This is a genomic window from Achromobacter sp. ACRQX (assembly GCF_022346505.1).
Lineage (GTDB): Bacteria > Pseudomonadota > Gammaproteobacteria > Burkholderiales > Burkholderiaceae_B > Achromobacter > Achromobacter animicus.
Window position 1 is genome coordinate 36051 of sequence record NZ_JAKRML010000003.1, and the last position, 19329, is coordinate 55379.

Below are 19329 nucleotides of genomic sequence, written 5' to 3' on the forward strand. Positions count from 1 at the left end.
CTGCGCCGCATCAACGTGGCGGGGCGGGAACGCCGCCGGGAGGGCAAAAGGGCCGCCTTCCGGCCCGTGGCGCCGGCGATATTGCTTTGCACCATGCCAGTGCGCGGCGAGCGGAATTCTTTTGTAACAATGGCCAAATCGGACCGCTGGAACCCGCCGCGAACTTCGGCTCCGGGAAAACCCCTTAAACGGGTAAAATCCCTGCTTTGCACCCCTCTTTATACGGCGCCCGCATCGTGTCCCTAGTTCAGCATCTGCCTGGTTCCTCCGTTCTGTCCTCCTTTCGACGTGATCGCCTTCTGGCGCAATTGAAGGAAGCCGGCCTGCCGGTGGCCGACATATCCGCCCGCTACGAGCACTTCGTCAGCACCGACGCCGCCCTGACGGCCGAACAGCAGCAGCAACTGTCGCAACTGCTCGACTACGGTACGCCCGCCACGGGTGACGCGCCCGCCAAGAGCGTCTCGCTGCTGGTCATCCCGCGCCTCGGCACGATTTCCCCCTGGGCCAGCAAGGCCACCGACATCGCCCACAACTGCGGCCTGTCGTCGGTGCATCGCATTGAACGCGGCGTGCGCTATGTCATTACGCCCGAACGCGGCCTACTCGGCGCCAAGTCGCTCGACGAAGCCATGCTGGCGCGCGCGGCCGACTGCCTGCACGACCGCATGACCGAAACCGTGGTGGACGCCAGCTTCGACGGCCAGGCGCTGTTCCAGCCGCTGGCCGGCAAGCCCATGCGCACGGTCGACGTCCAGACGCGCGGCGCCGATGCGCTGGTCGAAGCCAACACCACGCTGGGCCTGGCCCTGTCCGACGACGAGATCGAATACCTGGCCAAGTCCTTCACCGACCTGGGCCGCGATCCCACCGACGTCGAGCTGATGATGTTCGCGCAGGCCAACAGCGAACATTGCCGCCACAAGATCTTCAACGCCGAATGGGTCATCGACGGCCAGTCGCAGCCCAACACGCTGTTCGGCATGATCCGCGCCACGCACAAGGCGCAGCCGCAAGGCACCGTCGTCGCTTATTCGGACAACGCCGCCATCATGGAAGGCGGCCCCGCGCAGCGCTTCCAGGCCGGCGTGCCGGGCCTGGCAGGCCAGGGCGCCGACAGCGCCAAGTACATCCGCCGCGACACCACCGTGCACACGCTCATGAAGGTGGAAACGCATAACCACCCGACCGCCATCGCCCCGTTCCCCGGTGCGTCCACCGGCAACGGCGGCGAAATCCGCGACGAAGGCGCCACCGGCCGCGGCTCCAAGCCCAAGGCGGGCCTCACGGGCTTCACCGTGTCGCACCTGCGCTTTGACGACGCGCTGCAACCCTGGGAAGCCGACCACCACGGTCTGCCCGATCGCATCGCTTCGCCGCTGTCCATCATGATCGACGGCCCCATCGGCGGCGCCGCGTTCAACAACGAATTCGGCCGTCCCAACCTGCTGGGCTATTTCCGCTCGTTCGAGCAGACCGCTGGCGGCACGCGCTGGGGCTATCACAAGCCCATCATGATCGCGGGCGGCCTGGGCAGCATCGACGCCGGCCTCACGCACAAGGATGTGATTCCCCCCGGCGCGCTGCTGATCCAATTGGGCGGCCCGGGCTTCCGCATCGGCATGGGCGGCGGCGCCGCCTCCAGCATCAGCATGGGCAGCAACTCGGCTGAACTGGACTTCGACTCGGTCCAGCGCGGCAACCCCGAAATCGAACGCCGCGCCCAAGAGGTCATCGACCGCTGCTGGCAGCAGGCCGAAAACAACCCCATCATCGCGATCCACGACGTGGGCGCAGGCGGCCTGTCCAACGCATTCCCGGAACTGGTCAACGACGCCGGCCGCGGCGCCATCTTCGACCTGAAGCGCGTGCCTCTCGAAGAATCGGGCCTGTCGCCCGCCGAAATCTGGAGCAACGAATCGCAGGAACGCTACGTCCTGTCGATCCTGCCGCAAGACCTCGAACGCTTTGACGCCATCGCCCGCCGCGAACGCTGCCCGTACGCGGTGGTGGGCGTGGCCACCGAAGAGCGCCAGCTGCGCGTGGTGGACGGCGAAGGCCTGCCCGGCCTGGACACGATCCGCCCGCAAGGCGACGCCGAAGTGCGCCCCGTGGACGTGCCCATCGACGTCATCCTGGGCAAGCCGCCGCGCATGACGCGCGACGTCACCCGCCTGCCCGGCGTGTCCGAGCCGCTGGATCTGGCCGGCATCGACCTGACCGAAGCCGCCTACCGCGTGCTGCGCCACCCCACCGTGGCCAACAAGTCCTTCCTCATCACCATCGGCGACCGCACCGTTGGCGGTCTGTCCAGCCGCGACCAGATGGTCGGTCCGTGGCAGGTGCCTGTCGCCGACTGCGCCGTCACGCTGGCCGACTACGAAGGCTTCCGCGGCGAAGCCATGTCGATGGGCGAACGCACCCCCATCGCCATGCTGGACGCCCCGGCTTCGGGCCGCATGGCCGTGGCCGAAGCCCTGACCAACCTGGCGGCGGCCGACGTCGCGCGCCTTGAAGACATCAAGCTGTCGGCCAACTGGATGGCCGCCTGCGGCGTGGCCGGGCAAGACGCCGCGCTGTATGACACCGTGTCCGCCGTCAGCGAACTGTGCCAGGCCACGGGCCTGTCCATCCCGGTCGGCAAGGACTCCCTGTCCATGAAGACCTCCTGGGAACAGGACGGCGAGCAGCGCCAGGTCGTGGCGCCCGTGTCGCTGATCATCACGGCGTTCGCACCCGTTGCTGATGTCCGCGCCAGCCTGACGCCGCAACTGCGCACCGACGCCGGCGACAGCGTCCTGATCCTGATCGACTTGGGCCGCGGCCGTCACCGCATGGGCGGCTCGATCCTGGCGCAGACCTACAACCAGGTCGGCCAGACCGTGCCGGACATCGACGCGCCGCAAGACCTGCGCGCCTTCTTCGTCACCATCCGCACGCTGGCCGAAGCCGGCACCATCCTGTCCTATCACGACCGTTCCGATGGCGGCCTGTTCGCCACGCTGGTCGAAATGGCCTTCGCTGGCCGTACCGGCATCTCGGTCAACCTGGACATGCTGACCTTCGATCCGCAGTCGGCCGATTGGGGCGACTACAAGATCCGTCCGGAACAGGTCGCGGTGCAGCGCGACGAACTGACGCTCAAGGCCTTGTTCTCGGAAGAAGCGGGTGCCGTCATCCAGGTGCCGGCTTCGCAGCGCGACGCCGTCATGCAGGTGCTGCGCGGCGCGGGCCTGTCGGCCCACTCGCACGTCATCGGCGGCCTGAACGGCGCCGACGAAGTCGAGTTCTACCGCGACGGCCGCAAGGTCTGGGGCCAGCCGCGCGCCGATCTTGGCCGCGCATGGTCCGAAGTCTCGCACCGCATCATGGCGCGCCGCGACAATCCCGCGTGCGCCCAGGCTGAACTGGACGTCTGGAACGACACCAAGGATCCGGGCATGAGCCCGACCGTGGCCTTCGACCCGCAAGAGGACGTGGCCGCGCCGTTCATCAATACCGGCAAGCGTCCGCGCGTGGCCATCCTGCGCGAGCAGGGCTGCAACAGCCAGGTCGAAATGGCCTGGGCCTTCGATACCTCGGGCTTCGAGGCCATCGACGTCCACATGACCGACCTTCTGTCCGGTCGCCTGGACCTGGCCCAGATGCAGGGCCTGGTCGCCGTCGGCGGCTTCAGCTACGGCGACGTGCTGGGCGCAGGCGAAGGCTGGGCGCGCACCATCCGCTTCAACAGCAAGCTGTCGGATCAATTCGCCGCGTACTTCGCGCGTCCCGACACCTTCGCGCTGGGCGTGTGCAACGGCTGCCAGATGATGGCCGCGCTGGCGCCCATGATCCCGGGCGCCGAGCACTGGCCGCGCTTCACGCGCAACCAGTCCGAAAAGTACGAAGCCCGTCTGTCGATGGTGGAAATCGCCAAGTCGCCATCGATCTTCTTTGCCGGCATGGAAGGCGCCCGCGTGCCGGTCGCCGTGGCTCATGGCGAAGGCTTTGCCGACTTCTCGCAGCAGGGCGACGCCAGCCGCGTGCTGGCCGGCGCGCGCTTCATCGACAACTATGGGCAAGCCACCGAAGCCTATCCGTTCAACCCGAACGGCAGCCCGGGCGGCCTGACCTCGGTCACCACGGCCGACGGCCGCTTCACGGTGATGATGCCGCACCCGGAACGCGTGACCCGCAACGTCATGATGTCGTGGGCGCCCGAGAAGTGGGGCAATGCGGACTCGGGCGGTGCGTTCAGCCCGTGGATGCGCATCTTCCGCAACGCGCGCGCCTGGCTGAAGTAAGCGTTTCGGGCTAAGCCCCGAAATCTTAGCCACCGAAACCGCCGCGGCTCGTCCGCGGCGGTTTTGCGTTGACGGCCTTGCTGCGGCGGCGATGATCCCGAGGCCGAAGGGGGGCGCTGGCGACAGGCGCACAAGCAGTCCGGCACGCGGTCCGCTCAACGCATGTAACCCGGTGAAATATTTAACTTTTCATTGCATTGCGCCGTTAAGGGGAAAGCGTTACGCAACCCCCGGAGTGGCTTTCAATGTTCAAGAATTTAAGTATCCGCGCAATCCTGACGACCGCCTTGGCCGTCTTCTTTGCACTCTTTCTGGTGACCGGCATCGCGGTCTACCAGCAACTGACCTCCAACCGCACCTCGATCGAGGTGATGCTGGACACCAACCTGGTCCGCGCCAATTCGCTGGACGACGCGGCGTCGGACCTGCTGCGCGCCCGCGTGGTGCTGCTGGCGGCGCATAGCGCGCTGCTCGAAGGCAAGAGCCTGGACACCACGGCCAGCAACATGCAGCGCATGGACAGCTACGTCACCAAGGCCACCGGTCAGATCGAAGCCGCGCGCAAGCTGCCGGAAACGTCGCCGCAGGGCAAGCCTTTGTTCGAGGCGGCGCTGGCCGCCTACGACGTCTACGTGCGCGAGGCCATCGGCCCGATGATCGCCGCCATTCGCGCCGGCGACGCCAAGGAGGCCGGCCGCATCAATCAGGAAAAGGTCAGCCCGCTGGGCACCAAGTTCACCCAGGCCAACCAGCAATATGTGGACTTCGCCGACGAAGTCGGCCAGCGCGTGGCGCGCGATTCCGCCGCGCGCATCAATACCGCGATCGTCTTCCTGATCTGTCTGCTGGTCGTGGTGGCCGCGCTGGTCGTGGGCCTGTATGTGGTCTTCGGCCGCGCCGTCTTCCGTCCGTTGCATGAAGCCGGGCGCCTGTTCGACCGCATCGCCAGCGGCGACCTGACCAACCGCATCGAGCAGCGCGGCAACAATGAGATCGGCGTTCTGTACGGCGCCGTCAAGCGCATGCAGGACAGCCTGGCGCGCACGGTGTCGGCCGTCCGCCTGGGCGTGGAAGAGATCCACACCGGCTCGCGCGAAATCGCCGCCGGCAACATCGACCTGTCCTCGCGCACCGAGCAGCAGGCCGCGTCGCTGGAAGAAACCGCCGCCAGCATGGACGAACTGTCCTCCACCGTGAAGAACAACGCCGACAGCTCGCGCAGCGCGGCGCAACTGGCGATGGCGGCATCGGAAGTCGCCACGCGCGGCGGCCAGGCGGTCGGCGACGTGGTGGGCACGATGCGCGGCATTGCCGACAGCTCGCACCGCATCTCCGACATCGTCGGCGTGATCGATGGCATTGCCTTCCAGACCAACATCCTGGCGCTGAACGCCGCGGTCGAAGCCGCGCGCGCGGGCGAGCAGGGCAAGGGTTTCGCCGTGGTGGCCAGCGAAGTGCGCGCGTTGGCGCAGCGCAGCGCCGCCGCCGCCAAGGAGATCAAGGGTCTGATCGACGACTCCGTGCAGAAGGTCTCGGTGGGTTCGGACCAGGTGGAGGCCGCCGGCGCCACCATGCAGGAGATAGTGACGTCGGTGCGCCGCGTGGCGGACATCATCAACGAGATCTCCAGCGCGTCCGAGGAGCAGTCGCAGGGCATCGAGCAGGTGAACCAGGCCGTGTCGCAGATGGACAGCGTGACGCAGCAGAACGCGGCGCTGGTCGAAGAGGCCGCGGCCTCGGCGGCATCGCTGGAAACGCAGGCCCAGCGCCTGCGCGACGCGGTTGCGGTGTTCAAGCTGCAATCCGGCCGGGTGATCGACGCTGAAGCTCCCGCGCTGGACAACCGCGGCGCTGAGCCGGCGCTCATCGGCGCCTGATTCCGCCCGCCAAAGTTACGCGCCAATAAAAAGCCGGCCCCGAAGGCCGGCTTGCATGTACCACGCAAGGCCCCGACGCATGACGCGCCGGGGCCTTTTGCATTACTGGTCGAGCTGGATCTTGGCGTCGTTGGCGACGTTCTTCCACTTCTTCACGTCGCTGGCGATCACTTGCTGGAAGGCGTCCGACGAACCGGCCACCACGGTGCCGCCCAGGCTGGCCATCTTGGCCTTCACTTCCGGCGTGTTCAGCGCCTTGACCGAGGCGTCGTGCAGCTTGGTCTTCACGGCTTCCGGCAGGTTCTTCGGGGCCAGCAGGCCGTTCCACGCGTTGGCTTCATAGCGCGTCAGGCCGGCTTCCTTGAAGGTCGGCGTGTCGGGCAGTTCCGGCGAACGCACGTCGGCGGCGATGGCGATCGGGCGGATCTGGCCGCTCTTGATGTAGGGCAGCGAGGCCGGCACCGGTTCCCAGATCATCGACACCTGGCCGCTGATCACGTCGGTGAAGGCGGGGCCCGCGCCGCGGTAGGCGATGTGCATCAGGTGCGAACCCGTCATCGACTTCATCAGTTCCATCGCCAGGTTACCCAGGCCGCCCGCGCCGGACGATGCGTACGTGTACTTGTCCGGGTTGGCCTTCGATTGCGCGATCAGCGCGTTCAGATCGGCGGCGGGGAAGTCCTTGGTGACGCTCAGCACGCCGGGCACGGTGACCAGTTGCGTGATGGCCGTGAAATCCTGCGATGCGTCGTACGTCAGGTTCTTGTAGACGGCGGGGTTCGTGCCGTGGGTGCTGGAGGAGGCTAGCAGGATGGTGTAGCCGTCGGGTGCGGCGTCGGCGACGTAGCGCGTGCCGATCGAACCGCCTGCGCCAGCCTTGTTCTCGACCACCACCGTGACGCCGAGTTCGGTGCCCAGTTGCGCGGCGAAGACGCGGCCGATGATGTCGGCGGTGCCGCCCGGGGCGAACGGCACGATCATGCGGATGGGCTTGCTCGGGTAGTCGGACTGCTGGGCCGAAGCGCCGGCCGCCAGCGTGGCGCCGGTCAGGAGCGCCAGGGCGATGGTGGTTTTCTTCAGGGTCATCTGTATCTCCACGAGAAGGTTAGTCGAGGCTGCGATCGAGCCAATCGACGATCAATCCGGCAATGTGGTCGCTGTTGCGATCCAGCATGCAGAAGTGCGAGTTGCCGGCGATGCCGGCAGCGGGCAGGTCCAGCACGTCGGCGCGTTGGCCGGCCGCGCGCAGGGCGTTCCAATAGGCGTCCGTCTGGGCGCGATAGCGCTGCCAGGTGTCGTCCGCGGTGAAGTGATCGCCCCAGACCAGCAGTTGCGGGGGCAACTGACAGGAGGCCTGGGCCGGGGTGCCGGTGGGTTCGACGGCCACGACGGCGCGCACGGTCGCGGCATATTCCTGCGCCAGCTGCGTGACAAAGCCGCCGCCCTGGCTATGGCCGACCAGGATGCAAGGGCCCACGAAGTCGAGCAGCGCGCGATAGGCGTCCAGCGCCATGTCGCCGTGCGTCAGCCAGCGCGGGACGAACTGTTTGGAAAAGGTGTCGAACGCCTCGACGGGAAACTGCTGTCCCGGATACGCCTGGCGCGTTTCGCCAGCCGGCGCATAGCCCGAGGCCGGGCCGATGCGGAACAGCCGCCACGCTTCTTCCTTGGATCGGAAGATGGGGGCCGAGTCGTAGACCTCGGGAAACATCGCCCACGAGGCGCGGCCGCGTTCCGGCGCGTCGGACACGAAGACGTCGTAGCCGGCCTGCAGCAGGCGCCACAACCAGCCGTCGCGGCCATCCGGCGTGCTTTCCCATTGCGCGCCGGTCATGCCGCCGCCATGCCATAGCAGGACGGGGTAAGGCCGCGTCGGCTGCGCGAGGCGGTACTCCTGGACATACAACTGGCCGACGCTGTAGCCGCCGTTCATGTCGATGAGCCGGGGCGACGCATTGCCAACCACCTTTTGCTGCTGCATCGGCAGTCCGCCGGCCACGACTTCGACGCCGCCCAGGTAATGGCTGCGGATGGACTTGAGCTGGACAGGGATGTCGGACATAGGGTTTTCCAGGAGTGGATGCGGGGATATTAGTTGCAAGGTGTTTCTGTCTTGTGCAAAATGCGCACTCGTTGTGCCGAGAAGGCACAGCCGATGAGCCGCTGGCCAACACGCATCCAGCCCCGGACAGACATGGGGCGGGGCAGGAGAAGACGCATGGACATCAAATGGCTGGAAGACTTCGTCGCGCTGTCGAAGTCGCGCAACCTGTTTCAGGCCGCGGAGTCGCGCAACGTGACGCACCCGGCGTTCGGGCGCCGCATCAAGGCGCTTGAGGATTGGGCGGGTGTGCCGCTGGTCGAACGCGGCCACCAGGTGTCCACGCTGAACGCCGCCGGCCGCAGCGTGCTGGCCGCCGCCATCGACGTGCTGGACATCCTGCACGAGACGCGCGAAGCGCTGCAGAAGCCCGAACAGGAACGCGCCCGCAAGATCACCATCGCGTCAGGCAAGACGCTGGCGCACTCGGTGCTGCCGGGGCTGATGGCCGGCGTGCAGCGCAGCCTGCCCGCGTTTCAGTTGAAGGTGATCACCACGACGCTGAATTACGGCGTGGACATGCTGGGGGACGGCGAGGTCGATTTCCTCTTGTGCCATGCCCACGAACCGCTGTACGCCAAGATCGACAATCCCAATTACCGTTGCCGGCGCGTGGGCGCCGACAAGCTGGTGGCCGTGAGCGCGCCCGTGGCGCCCGGCGGCCGTCACCCCCGGTTCGCGGTGCCCAAACTGGCGTCCGACCCGCCCGTGCCTTTCCTGGCCTACGCCGACAGCATGTCGCTGGGCCGCATCCTGCACGACAAACTGCGCGGCCTGTGCGAGGTGCCGCTGCTACAAACCACCTACGAGTCCGACCTGGCCGACGCGCTGCACGCCATGGCGCGCCAGGGTTTCGGCCTGGCCTGGCTGCCGCACACGCTCGTCGAACCCGACCTGCGTGACGGCCGGCTGGTCCGCGCCGACGGCGCCCGCAACGACATCCATATGGAAATCCGCCTGTACCAGTCGGTCGGCAACACCAAGCCCCTGGCCCGCGAGGTGTGGAGCCGCATCGAGGCTTACGCAGCCAAATAACGCCGTTTGCCCGCGCAGGCATAAAATAGCGGTTTGCCCCTTTCCCGCACACAGGAAGCCAGCGCCATGAACGCACGCATCCCCGAAGACGCATTGCCGCCCACCCTTGATCCCAAAGCCCTCCAGGACTTCGTGGACGACAAGTGGGACAACGAGATCATCCCCGCGCTGACCGACTACATCGCCATTCCCGCCAAGAGCCCGGCGTTTGACGCCGACTGGGAAAAGAACGCGTTCATCGAGCGCGTGGTGCGCGATGCAGCGCAGTGGGTCGAAGCGCAGAAGGTCTCCGGCCTGAAGCTGGAAGTGGTGCGCCTGCCGGGCCGCACGCCCGTCATCTTCTTTGACGCGCCCGCCACCCGCAGCGACAACGGCGACACCGTGTTGCTCTACGGCCACCTGGACAAGCAACCTGAATTCTCGGGCTGGCGAGCCGGACTCGGTCCGTGGACGCCCAAGTACGAAGACGGCAAGCTCTACGGCCGCGGCGGCGCCGACGACGGCTACGCCGTGTACGCTTCGCTGACCGCCATCATGGCGCTGGACAAGCAAGGCATCCCGCGTCCGCGCTGCGTCGGCATCGTCGAGACCTGTGAAGAATCCGGCAGCTACGACCTGCTGCCGTACGTCGACGCGCTGCGCGACCGCCTGGGCAACGTGGCCCTGGTGGTGTGCCTGGACTCCGGCGCAGGCAACTACGACCAGCTCTGGATGACCACGTCGCTGCGCGGCATGGTGTCCGGCACGCTGGAAGTCCAGGTCCTGGACGAAGGCGTCCATTCCGGCGACTCCAGCGGCGTCGTCCCGTCCTCGTTCCGCATTCTGCGCCACCTGCTGGACCGCCTGGAAGACAGTGGCACCGGCCGTCTGCTGCCGCAAAGCCTGCACTGCGAGATCCCCGCCGAACGCATCGAACAGGTCAGCGCCACCGCGCGCATCCTGGGCGACGAAGTGTGGCGCCGTTTCCCCTGGAGCTGCGGCGCTGATGGCGGCTTCGTGCTGCCCATGACCACGGAACCCGAGCAGGCGCTGCTGAACCGCACGTGGCGTCCGACGCTGTCGGTGACCGGCGCCGAAGGCCTGCCGCCGCTGTCCAGCGCCGGCAACGTGCTGCGCCCGCGCACCGCCTTCAAGCTGTCGCTGCGCCTGCCGCCGCTGGTGGACGCCGTGGCCGCCTCGCAGGAAATCAAGGAACTGCTCGAAGCCGACGCGCCCTATAACGCCAAGGTCATCTTCAAGGCCAACGAAGGCGCCGCCACCGGCTGGAATGCGCCCGCCACCGTGCCGTGGCTGACGCAGGCCCTGGACGCCGCTTCGCAGCAGTACTATGGCGCACCCTGCGGCTACATCGGCCAGGGCGGCACGATTCCGCTGATGAGCATCCTGCAAAAGGGCTTCCCGCAGGCGCAGTTCATGGTGTGCGGCGTGCTGGGTCCCAAGTCCAACGCGCACGGCCCCAACGAATTCCTGCACGTGCCGTACGGCAAGAAGCTCACCGCCGCCGTGGCTCAGACCATGGCCGCCATGCCGGCCGCTTGACCTGCACGCGTGCCACGCAGAGCGCGGGGCCTTCGGCCTTGCGCTCTTTCTATTTCCAGGACTGATTCCATGATTTCCACTTCCGACGCCTACGCCAATGTGGTCGCAGAAACCCGCCACTGGCTGAACCAGGCGGTGATCGGCCTGAACCTCTGTCCCTTCGCCAAGGCGGTGCAGGTTAAGGACCAGATCCGCTTTGCCGTTAGCGACGCCACCGACGCCGAGGGCGTGCTGACCGACCTGCAGGACGAGCTGGCGCTGCTGGCTGAAACCGATCCCGACAAGATCGACACCACGCTGCTCATCATCCCCGATGCGCTGGACGACTTCATGGAGTTCAACGACTTCGAAGACCTGTCCGATCGTCTGCTCAAGCGCATGCGTCTGGTGGGCGAGTTGCAGGTGGCCACCTTCCACCCGCAATTCCAGTTCGCCGACACGCAGCCGGACGACATCGAGAACTACACCAACCGCTCGCCGTATCCCATCCTGCATCTATTGCGTGAAGACAGCATCGACCGCGCGGTGGAGTCGTTCCCGGATGCCGCCGAGATCTACGAGAAGAACATCGACACGATGAACAAGCTCGGGCTGGAAGGGTGGAAAAAGCTGATGACGAAGACCTGATCGGCGGGCCTTGATCGGGCCTTGATCGGGCCGCGACTCGGCCCACATCAAGTCCCCGCATCGGGTTCGGCATCGGGTCCCGCATCGGGCCCCGTATCGCGTCCATCACCCAGGCAGTTACCGGGATATCCCTAGATAGCCCGTCGGTTGTATTGCATACAACATACGATCATTGTGACCGTCGCCGATCGGCGGCGGCCTGTACGTCCTTCCCCTTTTCATTGTCTTGCCTCGCGGCCCCCATCGGCCGCGCGTTGGCCTTTGCCTTTGTCTGGAGAGCCGTATGCGATTCACCCGCCGTCATGCCCTGGGCGCGCTTGCCGCCTTGCCGTTGATCTCGCGCCCGGCCTGGGCCCAGCAGAACGCCTTTCCGACGCGTCCCGTGCGTCTGCTGGTGGGCTTTGCGCCCGGCGGGCTGACTGACATTGCCGCGCGCGCGCTGGCCGACCGCATGGGCAAGACGCTCAAGCAGAACGTCGTCGTTGAAAACCGCCCCGGCGGGCAGGCCATCATCGCCACCGTCGCAGTGGCGCGCGCCGAGCCAGACGGCTACACGCTGGGCTTTGCCGGCACCAACGGCATGATTCTCAACCCCTTGCTTTACAACAACCTGCCGTACCAGCCATCGGACTTCAAGCAATTGGGATCCATGGGCAAATCGCCCATGCTGCTGATCGTGCATCCCGACCTGGGCGTGAACACCGTGCAGGAGTTCATTGACCTGGCCAAGAAGAAGCCCAACGACATCACCTGCGCGCATGCCGGCCGCGGCGTCATCAATCATCTCGCGCTGCTGCATTTCCAGTCGAAGACCGGCACGCAATTCCAGGACGTGCCCTACAAGGGCAGCGGTCCGGCGCTGCTTGACCTGATGGCGGGCACCGTGCAAAGCACGTTCGACTTTCCGACCTCGGCGCTGCCCAACATCAAGTCCGGCAAATTGAAAGTGCTGGCCGTCACTGCGGACAAGCGGCTGTCCAGCCTGCCCGACGTGCCGACGATGAAGGAAGCGGGCGTCGACGACTTCGAGCTCTACACCCGCATGATGATCTCCGGCCCCGCCGCCATGCCCGCCGACGTCGTGAAGACGCTGGAGCACGCCGTGCGCGAAGGCACGCGCGATCCCAGCCTGGTCCAGCAATTCGCGGAGCAGGGCGTGGCCGTGGAGTTCACGTCGTCCGCAGATCTGGATAAGGTCATCGCCGACGAATCCGCCATGTGGGCGCAGGTCATCAAGGCCAACGGCGTGCCCAAGACCGACCTGAAGGCATAAGGCCGCGACGGCAAGGAGACGACAGTGACACAGCCCCGTATCACCGTAACGCCCGAACGCGCGCTGATCGACGTCGAGCGCGACATCCGCATCGAAGGCTTTCCGGCTTATGCCTTTATCACCGTCACGGCCAGCATGCACATGTGCGGCGCGGCGTGGCGCTCGGAGGCCGTGTTCGTGGCCGGCCACGACGGACGCCTGGACTTGCGGCGCGATAGCCCCGTGTCCGGCTCGTACGCCGAGCCGTCGGCCATGGGCATCGTCTGGTCCATGGTGTGCCAGGACATGGACCGCGTGGTGTTTCCGCCCGACAGCACCGATGCGCTGACCGTGCACCTTCACGCCACGAATGGCGCGCTGTCGGCAGAGGCCACTTTGGTGCAGGACTTCCTGGCGGACGGTGTCACGCACCGGTCCGTGCGCGAAGAGGTGGACGGCATGTCGCTGTCCGGCGAACTATTCGTGCCGGCCGGACCCGGCCCGCATCCCGTCGTGGTCTACATGAACGGCTCGTCGGGTGGCGTCAACGCGCCCCGCGCCGCGCTGTTTGCCGCCCGCGGCTATCAATGCCTGGCGTTGGCGATCTTCAACTACGACGGCCGTCCGAAGTACTTGAACGACATGCCGCTCGAATACTTCGAAGCCGCCCTGAAATGGGTCCGCAAATCGCTGCAGCCGCGCGACGGCTTCGTGGCGGTGTCGGGCATCAGCCGGGGCGGCGAGACATCGTTGCTTGTTGCCTCGCATTTCCCCGACCTGGTCAGCGCGGTCGTCGCGTACGTGCCGTCGCCCGTGATGCACGGCGTGGTCAGCGCCGGCGCGCCGGGCACGGGCCGCGATGCCCAGGTCTGGACCCGGCATGGCGAGCCCTTGCCGCACCTGTGGCAAGACAACGCCACGGCCGACTGGAACGCCGCCTATGCCTCCGAGCCGCCGTATCGCCAGACCCTGGCATTCCTGAGCGCCACGCGCGATGCTTCGGCCTTCGAGCGCGCGCGCATTCCCGTCGAAAACTACCCCGGACCGGTCATGCTGGTCAGCGCGTCCGACGACGGCTTCTGGCCCAGCACCGCGTATTCCGAAATGGTGGTGAGGCAGCGGCAGGCGTTTGATCTGCCCACGAACCACTATGTCTGCGCCGGGGCGGGCCACCATGTCCACTATCCCTGCCTGCCCGCCACGCTGATCAACAAACCGCACGCGATGTCGGGACTGCTGCTGGATGCGGGCGGCACGCCGTCCGCCAACGCGGCTGGGAACGAAGGGTCGTATCGCGCGGTGCTGGATTTCCTGGCGCAGGCTCGGGCTGGGCAAGGGTAGGGCATCCCGCGCGCAACAAAAAGGACCGGCAGTGCCGGTCCTTAACTCTGCCCACGTCAGCATCACTGCTGGCGGATGGCCTCGACCTGGATCTTCAGCTTCACCTCCGGCTTGAAACCCATGTCCAACCCGAAATTCATGCCAAAGTCCTTGCGGCTGAATTCCGTGGAGACATCGGCGCCGCAGACCTCGCGCTTGATCATCGGGTGATCGATGCACTTGAAGTCGTCGATATCGAGCTTCACCTGGCGCGTGACGCCGCGCAGCGTCAGGTCGCCCGTGGCTTCCTCCGGCTTGTCGCCGTCGAACTTGGTGAACTTGCCCTTGAACGTGGCGGTGGGGTACTTGGCTGCGTCGAAGATATCCGGCGCGATCGCGTGCTGGTTCATTTCGTCGTGGCCGAAGTCCACCGACTTGATGTCCACGGTGACTTCCAGGGTGCCGGTGCGCGCCGCGCGGTCCAGCACGACCACGCCGCTGGACTGGTTGAACTTGCCCCGCCAGGTCGACAGGCCGCCAAAGTGATCGGCCTCGAAGCTGGGGTACGTGTGCGAGGGGTCAAGGTCATACGTGACCGGCGCGGCGGTCGCGGCGAAGGTCATCGACAGCGCACTTGCGCCCAGCAACAGGGACGGGATCAACTTCATTGCGGCTCCTTGTGGATGGCGTTCAAGCACGCCGGCGACGGGTCGCCTGCGTGCCGGAAAGACAAGACAATAACATTCAGTTCTGTGTCAGCAGTGCGGCGTAAATCAAAAATCCGGGGCGCTGCGCGGCGCACCGTCCGATGGCATCAATCCACTTTGCCCAGCCATGCCGACAGATCCTGCAAGGTCTCACGCAGGGCGTTGAAGCGCTGTTCACCCAGGTGGTCTTTCCATTCCCGTTCGACGTCGGTCACGCAACTGCGCATCAGCACGTACATCTGCTGGCCCTTATCCGTAAGCTCCAGCTCTGTCGAATTCGACGCGGCGCCCGGCCGGCGCAGCAGATAGCCGCGCCGCTCCAGTTCCGCCAGCACGTAGTTCATCGCCTGGCGCGACATATTGCATTGGCGGGCCAGCTCGATCGGCCGGCGCCCATGCGGACCGGGATACATGAAGACGCCGAGTTCGGTCAACGACACGTCGAATCCCTGCGCGTTGACGGTCGACAGCATGCGCGCGACCACGTGTTCGCGCGGCAGCCGCAGCAACGAACCGATCATCGGCAGGCCGGCTTGCGGTTCGGATGCGGCGCTATTTTTTCTACTGGACATGGCGTAAAAAATTTGTACACTGGCACGTAAAGTAACTTTACACGGGAGTATGCCATGAACGTAGCGCAAGCATTCGATGCAGAAGAAGTGATCCGCGTGGGCCAACTGGAAATCCGCTATCTCCAGCCAAGCGGGCGGGGTAACCGCATGGGGACGTTTGAATTGTGTGTGCCGCCCGGCTCGAACGTGCCGCCGCCACATAGCCACGACAACGAGGAATTGATCTACGTGCTTGAAGGCACGCTGCGCTTTACCGTCGGCGCAGAAACGCGCGACCTTCGTCCCGGCGATTCGATGACCACGCCGACCGGTGTGGCCCATGCGTTCAGCAACCCGCACGCGGTCATGGCCAAGGCGCTGGTAATCAACACGCCGGAAATCAGCGCGGATTACTTCCGCGAGATGGCGGCGCTGATCAACGGCGGCGGGCCGCCGGACAAGGCCCGGATGATGGAGACGATGAAGCGGTTCGGCCTGACGCCGATCGCGCCGGCGCCGGCATCGGCGCCTGCTGTGGCGGCGGCGGCAGGTTGACCGCGCGCGTGATCGGCGCAGCATTCCGGGCCGCATCGCCGGCATCTGAAGGCGGCCAGTGAGCGCGCAAAAAGGGCGTCGCCAGGACGCCCTTATTTCGGTTGATTCGACTTCGATCGCTTCAGCTTCGATTGCTTCAGTTTCGGTCGCTATCGCCTCGGTCGATTCAGCTTCGGCTGATGAATCCTCGGCTTACTCGTCGTTCGCCCACTCGACCTGCACGCCCAGGCTGCGCAGGTTCTCGACAAAGCTCGGATGGGCGCGTCGGATCGGCGTGGCGTTGCGAATTTCCGAACGTCCCTTGATGCTGCTGGCCACCATGAACAGCGCGATCGCCACGCGGATGATGTAGGGGCTTTCGACCACGCCCGGCGTCAGCGGATTGCCGCCAAACGTCACCACGCGGTGCGGGTCCGACGAGAACACGTGCGCACCAAATTTGGACAGCTCGCCCGTCCAGCCCAGCGCACCGTCATAGACCTTGTTCCAGAACATCGCATTGCCCTCGGCGCACACGCCCAGCGCAATGAAGATCGGCAACAGATCCACCGGAAAGTAAGGCCAGGGCGCCGCCTCGACCTTGGTCAGCACGTTGCCGGTGAACGGCGTCTGCACCTTCAAAGGCCCGTCCCGCAGCGCGCGGGACCAGCCGTCCTTGTGCTCGATTCGCACGCCGAACTTGGCGAACGTGCGGTCGATCAGCGGAAAATTGCCCGGCGTGCGATTGCGCACCACCACGTCGCCACCCGTGATCGCGCCCAGCGCGAGGAAGGTCGTGATCTCGTGGAAATCTTCTTCGAACGTGAACTCGCCGCCGCCCAGACGCTTGCCGCCGCGCACCACCAGCCGCGACGTGCCGATGCCGTCGATATCGGCGCCCATCATCGCCATGAACCGGCAGAACTCCTGCACGTGCGGCTCGGACGCTGCATTGGTCAACGACGACTCGCCTTCTGCCGCGGCCGCGCACAACACAAAGTTCTCGGTCGTGGTCACGGACGCATAGTCCAGCCAATGGTGCGTGGGCTTGAGCGGGCCACTGGCGCGTACCAGCAGCGAGCCGCTGGCGCGTTCCACCTGGCCGCCGAACGAGCGGAAGATGTCCACGTGCGGATCGATCTCGCGCACCCCCAGCGTGCATCCCTTGACGTTGTCCTCCAGCCGCGCCACGCCAAAGCGCGCCAGCAGCGGCGGCACCAGCATGATTGACGAACGCATCTCCTCGGGAAGACGGTGGTTCGCCGCATCGAAAACCGTGTTCTTGTGATGCAGCGCCAGCGTGCGCGTCGCATCGTCCAGCCGGACGTCACTGCCCAGCGTGCGGAAGATGTCCAGGATCTTGCGCACATCGGTGATGTCCGGCACCCCATGCAGTGTCAACGGCTGATCGGTCAGCAGCGTGGCGCACAGGATCGGCAGCACCGCGTTCTTGTTGGCCGAAGGGACGACGCGGCCGCGCAAAGGCGTGCCGCCGTGGACGATGAGGTTGGACATGGGGATGGGGACTGCCGGGAAAGAAATAGGGGAGAGCGCGGGGATTGTACTGGCGAACGTCCAGACAGCTCGGGGTCGGCTGGGCCGTGCCGCTTGAGGATACGCATCCCCCGTGCCTCCGATCTTCGCCCCGATATGAGGGTTTTCACATATATGGACAAATACGATAATTGAAAATATTATTTCTGCACATAAAGCGGAAGTGCGTTCGCACGGCTAATCCGCTGCGCAATAAAGGTGAATCCTCAGCATTAACAGATGAAGGCCTTCACACAGGAGGAGGGGAAATGGAAGCTACCGCAACTGCACCGCGTTCATCGTCCATGTCAAAAAGGGACAAGCGCGTCATCGTCGCTGCATCCCTGGGCACGGTGTTCGAGTTCTACGATTTCTTTTTGATCGGGCTGCTGGCGGCAGAGATCGCCCGCGTGTTCTTTTCTGGCGTGAATCCCACGGCGGGATTCATCTTCACGCTGCTGGGGTTCGCGGCGGGATTCATGCTTCGTCCGTTCGGCGCCATCGTCTTTGGCCGGTTGGGCGACTTGGTGGGACGCAAGTACACGTTTCTGGTCACCATTGTACTGATGGGTGGTTCGACGTTCCTGATCGGCGTGCTGCCCTCGTATGAGACCGCCGGCCTCATCGCTCCCATAGGCTTTGTCGTGATGCGCATGATCCAGGGTCTGGCACTGGGGGGAGAATTCGGCGGTGCGATGATTTATGTGGCCGAACATGCCCCGGCGAACAAACGCGCAACCTGGACGGCTTGGGTGATCCTGACGGCGGCGGTTGGCTTCCTGCTTGCCGTGGCCGTCATCATTCCGCTTCGGCTCACGATGGGGCAGGAAGCGTTCGGCGCGTGGGGCTGGCGGATTCCGTTCATCATTTCCATCGCGCTGCTTCTGATCTCGTTGTGGATCCGCCTGAAGTTGGACGAGTCTCCCGAATTCAAGAAGATGAAGGCCGAAGGCCGGGCGTCGAAGTCTCCCCTTGCCGAAACGTTCGGCACCTGGAAAAACGTGCGCCTTATTCTGATCGGTGCATTGTGCATCCTGCCCGCGCAAGCAGTGCTTTGGTACACGGGGCAGTTTTATTCGCTGTTTTTCCTGACCAAGGTGCTCAAGGTCGAAACGCTGACGGCGAACTTCATGTTGATCGTTGCGACGCTGCTCACGGCGCCGCTCTACATCGTCTTTGCCAATCTTTCGGACCGTATTGGCAGACGCCCGGTCTACATCGGCGGCTACGTGCTCGCGGCGGTATTGACCATTCCGATCTTTCAAGGGCTGACGCACTTTGCCAACCCCGCGCTGGAACGCGCCCAACGCGCCGCGCCCATCTCCGTCGCGTCCAACCCCGCGGATTGCTCCGTCCAGTTCAACCTGCTGGGCACGAAAAAATTCACATCGTCCTGCGACGTAGCAACCAACGCCATGACGGGGCTCGGGCTGAACTACACGAGCCTTGCCAGCGCGAACACGGCCCTTGCCGAGATTCGGGTGGGCGATAAGGTGATCGTGTCGTATCAGGCGGATGCGCCGAACGCGGCGCAAGAGAAGCAGCGGTTCGATGCCGAGTTGCGCGCAGCGTTGGTCGACAAAGGTTATCCGCTTGGCACGGCCAACCCGCAGGACGTCAATGCGCCGGTCATTGTTTTGCTGCTGATGGTGCTCCTCAGCTTCGGCACCATCACCTTTGCACCGTCCACGACGTCGCTACTGGAGATGTTCCCGTCGCGCATCCGTTACACCGCCATGTCGTTTCCGTATCACCTGAGCGCAGCGTGGTTCGGCGGCTTTCTGCCGGCGACCGCATTCGCGATCGTGGCGGCCACCGGAAACATCTACGCGGGTCTGTATTACCCGGTCGGCATTGCGGTGGCCTGCACCGTGCTCAGCCTGATCTTTGCGCGCGAAACCAAAGGGACCGACATCTCACGCGGGTGATATAGGTGGCCGCGCGCGCCTGGCTTTTGGCGCACGCAT

General features: G+C 65.4%; 14 protein-coding genes. 9 read left to right on the top strand and 5 right to left on the bottom strand.

Annotated elements, in window-relative coordinates:
- Positions 1-236: 236 nt before the first annotated feature.
- The gene (gene purL / locus MHZ91_RS03800; protein WP_175136178.1) at positions 237-4286 is read left to right on the top strand and encodes a phosphoribosylformylglycinamidine synthase; all 4050 of its coding nucleotides are present in this window, start codon (positions 237-239) and stop codon (positions 4284-4286) included.
- 245 nt (positions 4287-4531) lie between these two features.
- A complete protein-coding gene (locus MHZ91_RS03805) occupies positions 4532-6163 on the top strand; it encodes a methyl-accepting chemotaxis protein (protein WP_175121145.1) in 1632 nt (543 codons plus the stop codon).
- A 102-nt stretch (positions 6164-6265) separates the two neighbouring features.
- Here MHZ91_RS03805 and MHZ91_RS03810 read toward each other — a convergent pair whose 3' ends face one another.
- Positions 6266-7249, bottom strand: a complete 984-nt coding sequence (locus tag MHZ91_RS03810; RefSeq protein ID WP_175121146.1) for a tripartite tricarboxylate transporter substrate binding protein — start codon at positions 7247-7249, stop codon at positions 6266-6268.
- Between the two features lie 19 nt (positions 7250-7268).
- A complete protein-coding gene (locus tag MHZ91_RS03815; RefSeq protein ID WP_239212535.1) occupies positions 7269-8225 on the bottom strand; it encodes an alpha/beta fold hydrolase in 957 nt (318 codons plus the stop codon).
- 156 nt (positions 8226-8381) lie between these two features.
- Between MHZ91_RS03815 and MHZ91_RS03820 the strand changes: the two genes are divergently transcribed.
- From MHZ91_RS03820 to MHZ91_RS03840, 5 genes are all read left to right on the top strand, one after another.
- Positions 8382-9299 (top strand): LysR family transcriptional regulator, encoded by a 918-nt coding sequence (locus tag MHZ91_RS03820; protein WP_175136180.1) that lies wholly within the window; start codon positions 8382-8384, stop codon positions 9297-9299.
- Positions 9300-9365: 66 nt separating this feature from the next.
- A complete protein-coding gene (locus tag MHZ91_RS03825) occupies positions 9366-10838 on the top strand; it encodes a M20 family metallopeptidase (RefSeq protein WP_062841085.1) in 1473 nt (490 codons plus the stop codon).
- Positions 10839-10907: 69 nt separating this feature from the next.
- A complete protein-coding gene (locus MHZ91_RS03830; RefSeq protein WP_175136182.1) occupies positions 10908-11465 on the top strand; it encodes a DUF1415 domain-containing protein in 558 nt (185 codons plus the stop codon).
- A gap of 283 nt (positions 11466-11748) precedes the next feature.
- Positions 11749-12738, top strand: a complete 990-nt coding sequence (locus MHZ91_RS03835; RefSeq protein ID WP_175136183.1) for a tripartite tricarboxylate transporter substrate binding protein — start codon at positions 11749-11751, stop codon at positions 12736-12738.
- Between the two features lie 24 nt (positions 12739-12762).
- Positions 12763-14058 (top strand): acyl-CoA thioesterase/bile acid-CoA:amino acid N-acyltransferase family protein, encoded by a 1296-nt coding sequence (locus MHZ91_RS03840; RefSeq protein WP_175121151.1) that lies wholly within the window; start codon positions 12763-12765, stop codon positions 14056-14058.
- Positions 14059-14120: 62 nt separating this feature from the next.
- On the opposite strand, the gene MHZ91_RS03845 is transcribed toward MHZ91_RS03840, so the two are convergent.
- Both MHZ91_RS03845 and MHZ91_RS03850 read right to left on the bottom strand, forming a co-directional pair.
- Positions 14121-14705 (bottom strand): YceI family protein, encoded by a 585-nt coding sequence (locus tag MHZ91_RS03845; protein ID WP_175136185.1) that lies wholly within the window; start codon positions 14703-14705, stop codon positions 14121-14123.
- Between the two features lie 146 nt (positions 14706-14851).
- Positions 14852-15316: a MarR family winged helix-turn-helix transcriptional regulator gene (locus MHZ91_RS03850; protein ID WP_239212536.1), complete on the bottom strand. Its 465-nt coding sequence runs from the start codon at positions 15314-15316 to the stop codon at positions 14852-14854.
- Between the two features lie 54 nt (positions 15317-15370).
- Between MHZ91_RS03850 and MHZ91_RS03855 the strand changes: the two genes are divergently transcribed.
- Positions 15371-15850 (top strand): cupin domain-containing protein, encoded by a 480-nt coding sequence (locus MHZ91_RS03855; RefSeq protein ID WP_239212538.1) that lies wholly within the window; start codon positions 15371-15373, stop codon positions 15848-15850.
- A 192-nt stretch (positions 15851-16042) separates the two neighbouring features.
- Here MHZ91_RS03855 and MHZ91_RS03860 read toward each other — a convergent pair whose 3' ends face one another.
- Positions 16043-17344: a UDP-N-acetylglucosamine 1-carboxyvinyltransferase gene (locus tag MHZ91_RS03860; RefSeq protein WP_239212540.1), complete on the bottom strand. Its 1302-nt coding sequence runs from the start codon at positions 17342-17344 to the stop codon at positions 16043-16045.
- A gap of 287 nt (positions 17345-17631) precedes the next feature.
- Here MHZ91_RS03860 and MHZ91_RS03865 point away from each other — a divergent pair, with 287 nt between their 5' ends.
- Entirely contained in the window at positions 17632-19290 is a 1659-nt protein-coding gene (locus MHZ91_RS03865) for an MFS transporter (protein ID WP_218344215.1), read from the top strand.
- The last annotated feature ends 39 nt before the right edge of the window (positions 19291-19329 follow it).

What these genes read in the sequence shown, in the direction of transcription:
- MHZ91_RS03865 (WP_218344215.1), top strand. Translation starts at nt 17,632, where the DNA reads ATGGAAGCTACCGCAACTGCACCGCGTTCATCGTCCATGTCAAAAAGG.
- MHZ91_RS03835 (WP_175136183.1), top strand. Translation starts at nt 11,749, where the DNA reads ATGCGATTCACCCGCCGTCATGCCCTGGGCGCGCTTGCCGCCTTGCCG.
- MHZ91_RS03810 (WP_175121146.1), bottom strand. Translation starts at nt 7,249, where the DNA reads ATGACCCTGAAGAAAACCACCATCGCCCTGGCGCTCCTGACCGGCGCC.
- MHZ91_RS03850 (WP_239212536.1), bottom strand. Translation starts at nt 15,316, where the DNA reads ATGTCCAGTAGAAAAAATAGCGCCGCATCCGAACCGCAAGCCGGCCTG.
- MHZ91_RS03820 (WP_175136180.1), top strand. Translation starts at nt 8,382, where the DNA reads ATGGACATCAAATGGCTGGAAGACTTCGTCGCGCTGTCGAAGTCGCGC.
- MHZ91_RS03825 (WP_062841085.1), top strand. Translation starts at nt 9,366, where the DNA reads ATGAACGCACGCATCCCCGAAGACGCATTGCCGCCCACCCTTGATCCC.
- MHZ91_RS03815 (WP_239212535.1), bottom strand. Translation starts at nt 8,225, where the DNA reads ATGTCCGACATCCCTGTCCAGCTCAAGTCCATCCGCAGCCATTACCTG.
- MHZ91_RS03830 (WP_175136182.1), top strand. Translation starts at nt 10,908, where the DNA reads ATGATTTCCACTTCCGACGCCTACGCCAATGTGGTCGCAGAAACCCGC.
- MHZ91_RS03860 (WP_239212540.1), bottom strand. Translation starts at nt 17,344, where the DNA reads ATGTCCAACCTCATCGTCCACGGCGGCACGCCTTTGCGCGGCCGCGTC.
- MHZ91_RS03855 (WP_239212538.1), top strand. Translation starts at nt 15,371, where the DNA reads ATGAACGTAGCGCAAGCATTCGATGCAGAAGAAGTGATCCGCGTGGGC.
- MHZ91_RS03805 (WP_175121145.1), top strand. Translation starts at nt 4,532, where the DNA reads ATGTTCAAGAATTTAAGTATCCGCGCAATCCTGACGACCGCCTTGGCC.
- MHZ91_RS03845 (WP_175136185.1), bottom strand. Translation starts at nt 14,705, where the DNA reads ATGAAGTTGATCCCGTCCCTGTTGCTGGGCGCAAGTGCGCTGTCGATG.